Genomic DNA, 13,725 nt, shown 5'->3' with positions numbered 1-13,725 from the left:
AACGGAACATGGGACGCGGCAAGCTTCGGATCTACCTCGGCGCCGCACCGGGCGTCGGAAAGACCTACGCGATGCTCGCCGAGGCGCACCGGCGCGTCGAACGCGGCACCGACTGCGTGATCGCCTTCGTGGAGCACCACAAACGCCCTCGCACCGAGGTGATGCTGCACGGCCTGGAACACATTCCGCGCCGCGAGATCGAGTACCGGGGCACCGTCTTCCCCGAGATGGACGTGGACGCCGTACTGATACGGAGACCCGCCGTCGCCCTCGTCGACGAACTCGCGCACACCAACATCCCCGGCTCCCGCAACGCCAAGCGCTGGCAGGACATCGAGGAACTCCTCGAAGCCGGGATCGACGTCGTCACCAATGTGAACATCCAGCATCTGGAGTCCCTGGGCGATGTCGTCGCCACCATCACCGGGGTGCGCCAGCGGGAGACCGTGCCCGACGAGGTGGTCCGCCGGGCCGATCAGATCGAGCTGGTCGACATGTCGCCGCAGGCGCTGCGCAGACGGATGGCGCACGGCAACATCTACAAACCGGACAAGGTAGACGCGGCGCTCTCCAACTACTTCCGCCCGGGCAATCTCACCGCGCTGCGGGAGCTGGCCCTGCTCTGGGTCGCCGACCGGGTCGACGAACACCTCCGCGAGTACCGGGTGGAGCACGACATCCGGGCCACCTGGCAGGCGCGCGAGCGCATCGTCGTCGGCATCACCGGCGGCCCCGAGGGCCGCGCGCTCATCCGGCGCGCCACCCGGCTGGCCGAGAAGGGCGCGGGCGGCGAGGTGCTGGCCGTCTACATCACCCGCAGCGACGGCCTCACCTCGGCCTCGCCGGGGGAACTGACCGTGCAGCGGACCCTGGTGGAGGATCTCGGCGGCACCTTCCACCACGTCCTGGGCGACGACATCCCCGCCGCCCTGCTCGACTTCGCGCGCGGCGTCAACGCGACCCAGATAGTGCTCGGCGTCAGCCGCCGCCGGACCTGGCAGTACGCCTTCGGGCCCGGGGTCAGCGCCATCGTCGCCCGTGAGTCGGGCCCGGATCTCGACGTCCACATCGTCACCCACGACGAGGCGGCCAAGGGCCGGGGCCTGCCCATGGCGCGCGGCGCGCGGCTGAGCCGCTCACGGGCCGTCTGGGGCTGGCTGGTCGGAGTGGCGGGCCCGGTGCTCCTCACCCTGCTGCTCGACGGCGCGGCCCCCGACGTCGGGCTCGCCAACGACGTACTGCTGTTCCTGACACTGACGGTGGCCGCCGCGCTGATCGGCGGACTGATCCCGGCCCTGGCGTCGGCCGCCTTCGGATCGCTGCTGCTGAACTACTACTTCACCCCGCCCCTGCACGAGCTGACCATCGCGGATCCCGAGAATGTCGTCGCCCTGGTGATCTTCATCGGGGTGGCGGTCGCGGTGGCCTCCGTCGTCGATCTCGCCGCCCGGCGCACCCATCAGGCGGCCCGGCTGCGCGCCGAGTCCGAGGTCCTCTCCTTCCTCGCGGGGAGCGTGCTGCGCGGCGAGACCAGCCTGGACGCCCTGCTGGAGCGGGTACGGGAGACCTTCGGCATGGAGTTCGTGGCGCTGCTGGAGAGGGAGAGCGACACCGGCCCGTGGACCTGCGTCAGCAGCGTCGGCGAGGCCCGCCCGCCCGGCCGGCCGCTCGCCCGGCCCGAGGACGCGGACGTGGACATGCCGGTCGGCGACCGTATGGCCCTCGCCCTCTTCGGCCGGGTCCTCCCCGCCGAGGACCGCCGGGTCCTCTCCGCCTTCGCCGCCCAGGCCGCCGTCGTGCTCGACCGCCGCAGGCTTCTCGGCCAGGCCGAGCAGGCCCGCGAACTCGGCGAGAGCAACCGCATCCGCACCGCCCTGCTGGCCGCCGTCAGCCACGATCTGCGCACCCCGCTGTCGAGCATCAAGGCGTCGGTGACCTCGCTGCGCTCCGACGACATCGAGTGGTCCGAGGCCGACCGGGCCGAGCTGCTCGCCGGGATCGAGAGCGGGGCCGACCGCCTCGACCATCTGATCGGCAACCTGCTGGACATGTCCCGGCTCCAGACCGGCGCGGTCAACCCGCTCATCCGCGAGGTCGATCTCGACGAGGTCGTGCCGATGGCGCTCGGCGGGGTCCCGGAGGGCAGTGTGATCCTCGACATTCCGGAGAACCTCCCCATGGTCTCCGCCGACCCCGGCCTGCTGGAGCGCGCCGTCGCCAATGTCGTGGAGAACGCCGTCGGCCACAGCCCCGAGGGCGCCACCGTGCTCGTCGCGGCCAGCGCGATCGCCGACCGGGTCGAAGTACGCGTGGTGGACCGGGGGCCCGGCGTCCCCGACGAGGCCAAGGAGCGCATCTTCGCCCCCTTCCAGCGGTACGGGGACGGCCCGCGCCGAGCCGGAGTGGGTCTCGGACTCGCCGTCGCCCGGGGGTTCGCCGAGGCCGTGGGGGCCACCCTCAACGCGGAGGACACCCCCGGCGGCGGCCTCACCATGGTGCTCACCCTCCGCCCGGGCGCGCGCCGTCCGCCCGCCGGGGCCGCTCCGGCCCCGAAGACCCATGAGGTACGGCCCGCCGCGCCGTGACATCACGGTGCGGCGGGCCGTGGCGGCCGGCGGAGGGTCAGGGAGCCGTCTCCGGTGCGGCGGTCAGCCGCCAGCCGCCCGCCCGGGAGCGCTCGGCCCAGTAGCGGGCGTACCGGCCGTCGAGGGCCAGCAGCTCGTCATGGGTGCCCAGTTCGGCCACCCGCCCCTCGTCCAGCACCGCGATCCGGTCGGCCGACGCGATCGTCTGGAGCCGGTGGGCGATCACCAGCAGCGTACGGTCCGCCGCCAGCGCGGCCAGGGCGTCCTGCACCGCGTGCTCGTTCTCCGGGTCGAGCGCGGCGGTCGCCTCGTCCAGCAGCACGATCGGGGCGTCCTTGAGGATGGCCCGGGCGATGGAGACCCGCTGCCGCTCCCCGCCCGACAGGGCCGTGCCGCCCTCGCCGACCCGGGTGTCCCAGCCGTCGGGCAGCCGCGCCGCGATCTCGTCCACCCGGGCCAGCCGCGCCGCCCGGTGGAACTCCGCCTCGCTCGCCTCCGGCCTGGCCAGCCGGATGTTCTCGGCGATCGTGGCGTCGAAGAGATAGACGTCCTGGAAGACCAGCGACACCCGGGACATCAGCGCCTCGGTGCCCAGCTCGCGCACATCGACCCCGGCGACCCGCACCTGCCCCTCCTCGGCGTCGAAGAAGCGGGCGACCAGCCGGGTGACCGTGGTCTTGCCCGAACCGGACGGACCGACCAGCGCGGTCATGGTGCGCGCCGGGACCCGCAGCGAGAATCCGCTGAGCACCGGCGACCCCGGCCGGTAGCCGAACGACACCCCCGCCAGCTCCACCGAGGTGTCCGCCGGGTCGGAGGGCACCGCCGGAACAGCGGGCTCCGGCAGCGGCTCGGTGGTGAGCACCGTCTGAACGCGGTTCAGCGCCCCGTCGGCGATCCGCAGCGTCGCCCCCAGATCGGCGGCCACGATCAGCGGTTCGACGAACCGGGCGGCCAGCACCAGCAGCGCGATCAGCTCCGGCGCGTCCACCGAACCGCCCAGCGCCAGCACCGTGCCCACCATCAGCACGGAGGTGAAGCCGAACTGCACCGAGAAGACGAAGGCGGCGAAGCCGGGCACCGCGCGCAGCAGCAGCCGCCGGCCGCTCGCCCGCTGGGCGGCGAGGGCGTCGTCGAGCTCCCGGTGCCCGTGCACCGTACGGCCGAAGGCCCGCAGCACCGGCTGGGCCCGCGCGAACTCGATCACCCGGCCGCCCGCCTCGGCCGAGGCCGCTTCGTGCGCCCGCTCCTGTCCGTCGATCGCCCGGCCGGTCACCCGGTAGGCGGCCGCCGCCAGCGGCAGCGTCACCAGCGAGGCCAGCGCGAGCCGCCAGTCGAAGGCGAACATCAGCGCCACCACGACCAGCGGGGTGACGAACGCGGTGATCACGGGCCGCAGCAGATGCGCGGGGACGCCCATCACAGCGATGACGCCCTTGGAGCTGAGCTGCGCGAGCCCTCCGGTGCGCTCGGCGGTGAACCAGCCGAGCGGCAGCGTGGAGACATGGTCCCCGAGCCGGTGGTACAGCGTCCTGGAGAGCCCCGCGCCCGTCCGGTAGCCGGACACGGTGCTCGACCAGTAGGCCACCGCGTACCCGGCGAACACCGCCGCGAGCGCGCCCAGCCAGGGGAGCGCCCCGGAGATCCCGCCGTCGCCGAGGAGTTCCCGCAGCAGGGGTACGAGGAGGGCGAACGCGATCCCCTGGAGGACCGCGCAGATCAGCAGCCCGGCGACCGTCCGGCGCAGCAGCGCGGCTTCGGGCGGTTCGAGGACGGTGAGGAGCCGGCGGATCACTGGGCGGCCTCCGGGGTGAGAGGGGCGGCGGCCGTGGGGGCCCAGCGGCCGGAGCGTTCGTCGATCGCCCACGAGCGGGCGTACCGGCCGCCCGCCGCGAGGAGTTCGGCGTGCCGTCCGCTCTCGACGATCCGGCCGTTCTCCAGGACGGCGATCTTGTCGGCGTCGGCGACGGTGGACAGCCGGTGGGCGATGACCAGCAGGGTGCGCCCGGCGGCCAGCCGGGAGAGGGCGTCCTGGATCGCGGCCTCGGACTCCGGGTCGGCGAAGGCGGTGGCCTCGTCCAGGACGAGTACGGGGGTGTCGGCCAGCAGCGCCCGGGCGATCGACAGACGCTGGGCCTCGCCGCCGGAGAAGCGCGCCTCCTCGCCGACGATCGCGTCGTATCCGCCGGGCAGTTCGCGTACCCGGTCGTGGATCTGGGCGGCCCGCGCGGCGGCGTGGACCTCCTCGTCGGTGGCGTCCGGCCGGGCGAGCGCGATGTTGTCGCGCACGGAGGCGCGCAGCAGCTGCACGTCCTGGAAGACGAAGGACACCAGCCGGTAGAGCCGTTCGGCGGGCAGCCGGCGCAGATCGGTGCCGCCGATGCGGATCGCGCCGCCGGTCACGTCGTAGAAGCGGGGGAGCAGCCGGGCCAGGGTGGTCTTCCCGGAGCCGGAGGGGCCGACGAGCGCGGTCACCGTCCCGGGCTCCAGGGTCAGGCTCACCTCCTCCAGGGCGTTGCTCCGGTCGTCGTATCCGAAGCGGACCCGGTCGAACTCGACCGTGGTGCCCAGGGGTTCACTCTCCGTGCCGGGTGCGGGCTCGGGCAGCGGCTCGGTGGCGAGGACGGCGGCGACCCGTTCGGCCGCCGACCTGGCCTTGCGTATCTCGTCGAAGGAGTAGCCGAGGCCGAGCACGGGCGCGGTGAGGCCGAGGCCCAGCAGGGCGAAGGGCAGCAGATCCACCGCGTCCGCCCAGCCCCGGGAGACGAACGCGCCGCCGACCCCGAGGATCCACAGCAGCAGGAAGACGGGGGAGAGCACCAGTTCGGACGCGGCCGAGGTGCGGAACATGCTCCGTACGTAGCGGAGGAAGAACGAGGACAGATCGTCGGCCGCCTCGGTGTAGCGCCGGTGGGCCCGGCCGCTGCGGCCGAAGGTCTTGACGACGGTGATGCCGTGGGTGAACTCCACGGACGCGCTGCCGATCCGGGCCAGGGCGCGGCCGTACTCCTCGAAGCCCGCCCGGGCCGAGGCGCTGCCCGTCATCCGCGCGTACAGGGCCAGCCCGGCGCAGATCGGAATCAGGGTGACCAGGGTGAGCCGCCAGTCGGTGGCGAACAGCCAGCCCAGGGAGACCAGGGGGACGACGATGGCGCGGGTGAGGTCGGTGACGGTGTGGCCGACCAGGTGGTGCATGGCGGAGACGTCGTCGCCGACCGATGTGCGCACCAGTCCCGAGTTGCGCTCGGTGAACCACCCCAGCGGTACGCGGCCCAGATGGGCGGCGAGCCGGCGGCGCAGATCGAGGCTGATGTCGTTGTCGGCGAGATGGGCGAGGGCGCCGGCCGCGAGGGTGAGCCCGAGCCCGGCGAGCATGGTCGCGGCCGCGATGCCGGCCACCCACCAGGCGCGTTCCCGGTCGAAGCCGTCGGGGCCCTCCGCGAGGAGGACCACGCCGAGTTCGGCGACCGCGATGAACGGCACGACCGAGGCGACGGAGGCGAGGGCCTGGAGGGTCGCCGCGAGGACGAGCCGGCCCCGGACGGGCGCGAGGAGTTCGCCGAGCCCGATGGCGACGGGCGCTTTCTCGGTGGTCCCGGCACCGCTGCCGGGTGGATCGTGCTCCGCCGGCCGCTGCTGCTGGTCCGTGGTTCCGGGCATACCGCCTCCGTGCGTTGTATACGGCGTATACTTAGGTGAGGCTGTACTAAGTAGAGGTGTCCTGTCAAGACGGCGCGGAAGGGGGAGGGGTGGCGCGGGCGGGGTCAGCGGGGGCCGAGCACGCCGTCCAGCACGCGATCCAGATTGGCCGCGAAACGCTCCCGGTCGCGCGGTCCGGCGAGGTCCCCGGCCCGGTACCCGGCCGCGATCGCCTCCCGCAGCCGGGGGAAGCGCTCCGGGTCGACGCCCAGCATCATCCGGCGCGCCTGGGTGTCCGCCCGGTCGTGGTGCGCGACCAGCGTCTCGCCGAAGAGGAAGCTGAAGAGCAGCGCGTACGCGTCACGGCCCCGCGCCGGTTCGAGCCCGGCGTCCGCGAACGCCGCGAACACGGCCTCCAGCACCGGCAGCACCCGGGTGCTCGCCAGCCCCTCGGTCACCAGCACCTGCACCACCCAGGGGTCGCGGCGGAACGCCTCGTACATCCCGTGCATGATCGCCGTCAGCCGCTCCCGGGGGGTCCCCTCCGCCGGGGGAGCGGGGATGGACCCGGCCACCGCGTCCAGCATCCGGATCAGCAGATCCTCGCGGTCGGTCACATGCCGGTACAGCGCCATCGCCGACACCCCGGACTCCTCGGCGAGCCTGCGCATGCTCACCGCCGCGAGCCCCTCGTCCCGCGCCACCCGGAGCGCGGTGGCGACCACCGAATCCGAGGTCAGCGGGGTGGTGCGGCGAGGGCGGGCGGGGCGAGTCGGCATGGCGCCATTGTCGGCGAGGCGCTCACCGGTCCGTCAAATCACCCACCGCGGCCCGGGTGCACCGCTTCGGGGGAATAGTCCGGAGACCCACCAAGTTGTTCGTTGCGCAACCATCGAAATCTCTTGGACGGGGCTTTCTCATGGCCTTTGAACTCGGTATCTACCACTTCGGTGAGCTGACTCCGGACCCCACGACCGGGATCACGCCCGCGCCCGGGCCCCGGCTGAGAGAGCTGGTGGAGCAGGCGAGGGCGGCGGACGAGGCGGGGCTCGACGTCTTCGCCGTGGGCGAGCACCACCGTACCGACTTCGCCGTCTCCAGCCCCGCTGTCGTCCTGGCCGCGATGGCCGAGAACACCCGCAGGATCAAGCTCTCCAGCGCCGTCACCGTGCTCGGCTCGGACGACCCCGTCCGGGTCTTCCAGCAGTTCGCCACCGTCGATCTGCTCTCCGGCGGCCGGGCGGAGATCATCGCCGGGCGCGGCTCGTACATCGAGTCCTTCCCGGTCTTCGGCCACGACCTCGACGACTACGCCCAGCTCTTCGCCGAGAAGCTCGACCTCCTGCTGCGGCTGCGCGAGCAGAACCCGATCACCTGGCAGGGCTCGCTGCGGCCCTCGCTGCACGACGCCGACATCACCCCGAGGCCGGAGCGCGAGCTTCCGGTATGGGTGGCGGTGGGCGGCACCCCCGCCTCCGTCGTACGGGCGGGCCGGCTCGGGCTGCCGCTCTCGCTGGCGATCATCGGCGGCGGCTACCGCCAGTTCGCGCCCTTCGTCGACCTCTACCGGCAGGCCGGGGCCGAGGCCGGACACGACCCGGCGGCACTGAAGGTCTCGATCAACTCGCCGGGCTTCGTCGCCGCCGGCCACCAGGAGGCCATCGAGGTCTCGCACCCCTACTTCCAGGCCGGCTGGATGGCCAACCACCACCAGCGCGGCAAGGGCGTGCCCATGCCCCGGCGCGCGTACGAGGCCCAGGCCACCCCCGGGGGAGCCTTCTTCCTGGGCAGCGCCCAGGAGGTCATCGACAAGATTCTCGCCCAGTACCGGCTCTTCCGCCACGACCGCATGATGATCCAGCTCGGCTTCGGCACCCTGCCCCAGAAGGAGGCGCTCAAGGCGATCGAGCTGCTGGGCTCCGAGGTCGCCCCCGTCGTACGCAAGGAGATCGCCGCCCTGAGCACCTCCGGCGCGGAGGCGACGTCATGACCGGGCCGCTGCGCGTGGTCGCGGTGGTCGGCAGCGTACGGAGCCCGTCCAGAACCACCGCGCTCGCGGAGCTGATGCTCCAGACCCTGGCCGCGCGGACCGAGGTCGAAGCACGGCTCATCGAACTCCACACCCTCGGCCCCGCCTTCACCGGCGTCGCCGAGCGCGAGGGGCTCGACGCCGGGGTCGAGGACGCGCTGCGCGCGGTGGAGACGGCCGATCTCGTCATCGCGGCCACCCCGGTCTTCCGGGGCTCCTACACCGGACTGTTCAAACATTTCTTCGACCTCGTCGACCAGTACGGCCTCGCCGCCAAACCGGTGCTGCTCGCCGCCACCGGGGGCAGCGACCGGCACGCCCTGGTGATCGAGCACGCGATGCGGCCGCTGTTCGCCTTCCTCCAGGCATGGACCGCGCCCGCCGGGGTGTATCTCGGCTCGGGGGACTTCGACGGCACCACCATCCTCAACCCGGAGGTGTACGAGCGGATCGAGATGGCCGTGGACGACGTCCTGCCGGTCGCCAGGGCGCTGAGCGCGGTCAGGGCGGGCGTGCCCGTTCCCTGACCGCGCGCCTTCCTCACCTCAGCCGATGCGCAGCACGGGTTTGACCACGGCCCCGCTCCGGGCGTCGGCGACGGCCCGGTTGATCTCCTCGAAGCCGTAGAAGGAGATCAGCCGGTCGAAGGGGAACCGCCCGGCCCGGTGGAGGTCGATGAGCCGGGGGATGAACAGCCGGGGCACCGAGTCGCCCTGCGCGATGCCGCGCACGGAGCGCCCGCCCAGCAGCGCGCTCATATTGACGGGCGCGTGCGTGCCGGGGGGCGCTCCGCCGATCAGGGCGGCCGTGCCCAGCGGGGCGAGCGCGTCGACGGCGAGCGTGAGCATCTCGGGGCGGGCCGTGATCTCCAGGACGAAGTCCGCGCCGCCGCCGGTGATCTCCGCGATCCGGGCGGCGGTGTCCTCCTCCCCGGCGTGGACCGTGTGGGTGGCCCCCAGCTCCCGCGCGAGATCGAGCCGCCCCGGGACGATGTCCACCGCCACGATCTTCCCCGCGCCCGCGATCCGCGCCGCCATCACGGCGGCCAGTCCGACCGCCCCGGAGCCGAGGACGACCAGGGACGCCCCGGCGGGCACCTTCAGCGAGTTCAGCACCGCGCCCGCGCCGGTCTGGAGACCGCAGCCGAGCGGGCCGAGCAGCTCCAGCGGCACCTCGTCGCCCACCTTCACCACATTGCGCTCGGTGGCGAGGGCATGGGTCGAGAACGAGGACTGCCCGAAGAAGTGGCCGTGGACCGGCTCGCCGCCCGCGCGGCTGAGCGCGTTGGTACGGTCCGGCCGGGAGCCGCCGAAGTTGAGCGGGAAGGCCCGCACACAGTAGGCGGGAGCCCCGCTCAGACAGGACCGGCAGTGGCCGCACGCCTGGTACGACATCACCACCCGGTCACCCGCCGCGACCGCGGTGACCGCGTCGCCCACCCGCTCCACGAACCCCGCGCCCTCGTGCCCCAGGACCGCGGGCAGCGGGACGGGAGGCCGCTGGTCGCGCGCGTGCAGATCGGTCTGGCACACGCCCGTGGCGACCACCCTGACCAGCACCTCGTCGGGCCGCATCCGCGCGTCGAGTTCGAGATCCTCCAGTGCGAAGGGCTCCCCCTTCCCCCGTACCACCGCGGCCCTGACGGGGACGGCCGCCGGGCCGGGGCCCCCCGGTGCGTGCGGCGCGGGCGCGGCCTGTGCTGTCGCCATGTTCCATCTCCCCATCTCCCCGTCGGACGCCGCCCCGGGCGGGGCGGCGGGCGGCCTTTGGTGACCACGGTCCCTCCCGCCGTCCGGCACCGCATCCCGGCGGCCTCCCGGACGAGGGGCGAATCACCCGACCGGGGGAGTGCCTCCGTGTGCGCGCCGCTCGGCCGTCCACGAGCCCGGGGTGTCGTCGGCCCGAGGCGGAGGCTTTCGCCCGGACCGTGTTGCTCCGTGTCGCGGGGTGATCTCCCTCGGCCGGGGTGAGTGAAACCGTGCCGGGAGGGCGACTGTCTCAATAGAGTTCAACTGGGCCATTGTGCAGCCAAGTTGTGTCATCGAATGGTGTAACTCTACCGAAGGAGAACGTGGATGAGCGGATCAAGTGCCGGCGGCCCCGGGTCACCTCCTGCCTCGCCGCCGCCGGGCAGTCCGCCGCCGGCTGCCCACGGGCAGCCTCCGGCCCGGCGTATCGGAGAGTGGGCGGCCGTGCTCTCCGCACTCACCGGCGTGGCCGGTCTGCTGTTCGGGTTCTTCGGGCTTCCGGTGGTCGTCAACTCGCCGACCGCCCGGGCTCTCGCGCCGACGGCCCAGCCCACGGTCACGGTGACCCGGACGATCGAGGCCGAGCCTCCCGCCTCATCTCCCACCGGCTCTGCCGGAACCGCCTCTTCCGGCTCGGACGGATCGTCGGCGGGGGGCGCCGCCCCAGTCACCAAGACGGACATCAGGATGCCCACCGGCTACTACCTGCTGCTCTCGGACAACCCGATCCAACTGCGCGAGGGGGGAAACAGCGACCTCTCCTACAACAGCGGTGTCGGGCTCCGGTCCAGGGGGCAGATGGTCAAACTCGACCCGGGACAGAAAGGCACGCTGGAGGAATGCCGGGCCGACACGAGGTACACCGATGTCATCAGAAACTCCGCACTGACCGGCGGGACCCGCATCTGTGTGCAGAGGAACGAGCATGTGGCTCTCGTGACCGTCCGGGAGGCCCCGCAGACGCGTAACGATGGCAAGTTCGTCACGTTCGACATCACGGTCTGGCCCGGAGGGCGCTCCGGCGCGACGTCGTGAATTCCGCCGCCGCCGTGACCGGCCCCCCGGGGGGCCGGGCCTGGCCGGTGTCGGTGGGGGCTCGTAGGGTTGGGGGTATGAACAGCATGGGGGAGACGGGCGGGACGTACACAGAGGCGCAGCCCGGCGTGCAGTGGTACTACGAGCAGTACGCGCAGGCGCTGGCGGACCGGTATGAGGCGCTCACCTTTGACGGGCTGTACGAAGGGATGCTGTCGTTCCTGCCGGGCGCGCCCGCCAGGGCGGCGGACATCGGCGCGGGGACCGGGAGGGACGCGGCGGCGCTCGCCCGGCGGGGATACCGGGTGACGGCGGTGGAGCCCGTGCGCGAGATGAGGGCGGTCGCGGCCCGGCTGCATCAGCAGCCGGTGGAGTGGGTGGCCGACGCGCTGCCCGGACTGAGCCGGGTCGAGGGGCCGTTCGAGCTGCTGCTGCTCTCCGCGGTGTGGATGCATCTCGACGAGGACGAGCGGCCGTTCGCCATGGAGCGCGTCGCCGGGCTGCTGACCGGCGGCGGCCGGCTGCTCATGACCCTCCGGCACGGGGAACCGCCGCGCGACCGGCGGATGTTCGACGTCTCGGCCGACGAGACGGAGGCGCTCGCCGCCCAGCACGGGCTGCGGCGGATACACCGGTCCGGCGGCGACGACCGGCTGGGCCGGAGCGGGGTGCGCTGGAGCCGGCTCGTCTTCGAGAAGGCCGCGGAGACCCCGGAGACCCCGGAAGCCCCGGAGACCGCGCCCGGAGAGTGACCTCCGGGCACGGGCCCGTCCCGCTCGCGGGGCTCAGCCGGCCTCCCGCTGGGCGATCGCCTCGCCCAGCGCGGACTGCTCGGCCTCCGGAAGCCGGCGCTCCGAGTGGAGCATGCGCAGCGCGGCGGTCAGCCGTTCCGCGTCCTCCGGCCGGCCCAGACCACCCAGATACGCCGGGAGCAGCAGCCCCAGCGAATCGAGATCGGCCCGGGCGCACAGCCGCTCCAGCAGCGCCCTCAGCGGCTCGTCCGCCGCCGTCTCCCAGGCGGTGGCGCGCAGCCCCCGGGCGACGCACAGCCGCAGCCACTCCGCGTACTGCCCCGGCGGCAGATCGTCCAGCCGGGCCGCCGCCGCCTCGAAGTGCGCCCGGGCGCGCACCGCGTCGCCCAGATCGAGCCAGGCCCTGCCCATCGTGCCGTGCAGCGAGGGGTAGAACGGCCGGACCCGTTCGTCGCCCACCCGGTCGGCCCGGTCCAGGCACTCCTGGTTCCAGCGCAGGGTCTCCTCCGCCGTGGGTTGGTGCCGGGCGAGATAGTGCGCGGCGACACAGGCCTCGTAGTCGTCCTCGGCCGCCTCCCAGGCCCGCAGGAACAGTCCGGCGGCCTCGTCGGCGCGGCCCTCCGCCTCCGCCCGCATGCCTCGCGCGCACAGCCGGACGACGGGGTTCTCCGGGTTCACGAGCGAGTCCTTCCGGGGGTGTCGAGCGCGACGGGCATGACCAGGGCGGTGAAATCGCCCTGGTCGGCGGAGCGCACCACGACGGGCCGATCGGGGGCGGCGATCTCCAGCAGAGCGTCGGGGCCGACGCCCGCCTCCAGGGCGGGCCCCAGCACGGCGGGGTCGAAGGCGACCCGGGGGGCTCCCCCGTCCTGGCGCACGGCGGGCAGCACGGTCGTACGGGATCCGTCCGGCAGCCCCACGGACAGCCGGTCGGGCCCCGGCCGCAGCACGACGGCACGGGCATCGCCGCTGCCCTCGACGGCGCCGAGGAGCGCGGCCCGGTCCACGATCAGCCGGTGCGCGGGCGGGGCCAGCGCCGCCAGCATCTCGCGGTACGCGGGGAACCCGCCCTCCGCGGGTTCGAGTTCGCGACTTCGGCCGCCGCCGTGGGCGACGATCCCGTCCGGGCCCGCCTCCAGGGTCACATCGGCGGCCCGGGCCGCCCAGACCCCCAGCGCCACGAGGTCGGCGGCCGTCAGCAGCAGCCGCCGCGAGGGTCCCCGTACCGCCGAGGGCCGCAGCGTGCGCAGGGACAGCCGGTAGCGGTCGGTGGCGGCGAACCGCACCTCGCCGTCGTCGATCTCGACCAGTACGCATCCGAGGACGGGACGCTCCGGATCCCGCCCCGCCGCCGGCGCGACCTGACGGGCCGCGCTCGCCAGCTCCGCGCCGCCGAGCGTCGCCCAGGTCCGCTCCCCGGCCCCGCCCAGCGCGCGCAGCACCGAAGCGATCGTGGCATCGGCCGCCCGGGTCCGCTCCCGCTCCCGTTCCCGGTGGTGCTCCAGCACGGCACGGGCCCGCGCCGGATCACCGTCCAGGACGAGGGAGACCTCGGCCAGCGGCAGCCCGGCGCCGCGCAGCCCGCGCAGCAGCACGGCGCGTTCCTCCTGGTCCGGGCTGTAGTAGCGGTAGCCGGTCGTCTCGTCCACGGACACCGGCGGGAGGACCCGGCAGTCGTCGTAGAAGCGCAGCGCGCTCGGCGCGAGGCCGACGCGTCGGGCGAAGGCGCTGATGGTCAGTCGTTCGGTGGTGCCGTCCATGCCCGCGATTCTGGGCCTTCAGCCGACTTGAAGGTCAAGCTCCGCCGCCCGCCCGCAGCCTCTCCGGGGCCCTTCGGACGGGCCGTCCGGTCCCTGGCCCGGGACCCGCGTCCGCCGTACGGGGACCTGTGGCCCTCGCAGCGGTGCGGCGGTGCCCGCATGCTGGAAGAAGAGGGG

Annotated in this window: 11 protein-coding genes; 5 read left to right on the top strand and 6 right to left on the bottom strand. The window is 73.6% G+C overall.

The window, feature by feature from the left end:
* Positions 1-8: 8 nt before the first annotated feature.
* Complete coding sequence (locus tag IE247_RS12165; RefSeq protein WP_190123036.1) at positions 9-2,585, top strand: DUF4118 domain-containing protein; 2,577 nt, start codon at positions 9-11, stop codon at positions 2,583-2,585.
* Between the two features lie 37 nt (positions 2,586-2,622).
* On the opposite strand, the gene IE247_RS12160 is transcribed toward IE247_RS12165, so the two are convergent.
* The 3 genes from IE247_RS12160 to IE247_RS12150 form a co-directional block, all read right to left on the bottom strand.
* On the bottom strand, positions 2,623-4,380 hold the full coding sequence (locus IE247_RS12160) for an ABC transporter ATP-binding protein (protein WP_190123035.1): 1,758 nt from the start codon (positions 4,378-4,380) through the stop codon (positions 2,623-2,625).
* Complete coding sequence (locus tag IE247_RS12155) at positions 4,377-6,245, bottom strand: ABC transporter ATP-binding protein (RefSeq protein ID WP_190123034.1); 1,869 nt, start codon at positions 6,243-6,245, stop codon at positions 4,377-4,379. Before IE247_RS12155 ends, IE247_RS12160 begins: the two co-directional genes overlap by 4 nt.
* Positions 6,246-6,349: 104 nt before the next feature.
* Positions 6,350-7,003 carry a TetR/AcrR family transcriptional regulator gene (locus IE247_RS12150; protein WP_190123033.1) on the bottom strand — a complete coding sequence of 218 codons (654 nt, stop codon included), beginning with the start codon at positions 7,001-7,003 and terminating at the stop codon, positions 6,350-6,352.
* Between the two features lie 140 nt (positions 7,004-7,143).
* Between IE247_RS12150 and IE247_RS12145 the strand changes: the two genes are divergently transcribed.
* Both IE247_RS12145 and msuE read left to right on the top strand, forming a co-directional pair.
* Positions 7,144-8,214: an LLM class flavin-dependent oxidoreductase gene (locus IE247_RS12145; RefSeq protein ID WP_190123032.1), complete on the top strand. Its 1,071-nt coding sequence runs from the start codon at positions 7,144-7,146 to the stop codon at positions 8,212-8,214.
* Positions 8,211-8,780: an FMN reductase gene (msuE, locus tag IE247_RS12140; RefSeq protein WP_190123031.1), complete on the top strand. Its 570-nt coding sequence runs from the start codon at positions 8,211-8,213 to the stop codon at positions 8,778-8,780. Before IE247_RS12145 ends, msuE begins: the two co-directional genes overlap by 4 nt.
* 18 nt (positions 8,781-8,798) lie before the next feature.
* On the opposite strand, the gene IE247_RS12135 is transcribed toward msuE, so the two are convergent.
* On the bottom strand, positions 8,799-9,962 hold the full coding sequence (locus tag IE247_RS12135; protein ID WP_190123030.1) for an NAD(P)-dependent alcohol dehydrogenase: 1,164 nt from the start codon (positions 9,960-9,962) through the stop codon (positions 8,799-8,801).
* 483 nt (positions 9,963-10,445) lie between these two features.
* Here IE247_RS12135 and IE247_RS12130 point away from each other — a divergent pair, with 483 nt between their 5' ends.
* Both IE247_RS12130 and IE247_RS12125 read left to right on the top strand, forming a co-directional pair.
* Positions 10,446-11,036, top strand: a complete 591-nt coding sequence (locus IE247_RS12130) for a hypothetical protein (RefSeq protein WP_190123029.1) — start codon at positions 10,446-10,448, stop codon at positions 11,034-11,036.
* A 77-nt stretch (positions 11,037-11,113) separates the two neighbouring features.
* Entirely contained in the window at positions 11,114-11,788 is a 675-nt protein-coding gene (locus IE247_RS12125; protein WP_308433221.1) for a class I SAM-dependent methyltransferase, read from the top strand.
* 33 nt (positions 11,789-11,821) lie between these two features.
* Here the strand turns inward: IE247_RS12125 and IE247_RS12120 are convergent, their stop codons facing one another.
* Together IE247_RS12120 and IE247_RS12115 are read right to left on the bottom strand one after the other, a co-directional pair.
* On the bottom strand, positions 11,822-12,466 hold the full coding sequence (locus tag IE247_RS12120) for a hypothetical protein (protein ID WP_190123028.1): 645 nt from the start codon (positions 12,464-12,466) through the stop codon (positions 11,822-11,824).
* Positions 12,463-13,548, bottom strand: coding sequence for a DNA polymerase III subunit beta family protein (locus IE247_RS12115; RefSeq protein ID WP_190123027.1), 1,086 nt, complete (start codon positions 13,546-13,548; stop codon positions 12,463-12,465). Before IE247_RS12115 ends, IE247_RS12120 begins: the two co-directional genes overlap by 4 nt.
* Between the last annotated feature and the right edge of the window lie 177 nt (positions 13,549-13,725).

Source organism: Streptomyces inusitatus (assembly GCF_014651115.1).
In the GTDB taxonomy this organism is placed as follows: Bacteria; Actinomycetota; Actinomycetes; order Streptomycetales; family Streptomycetaceae; genus Streptomyces; species Streptomyces amakusaensis.
This window is presented reverse-complemented; position numbering and strand designations above follow the sequence as displayed.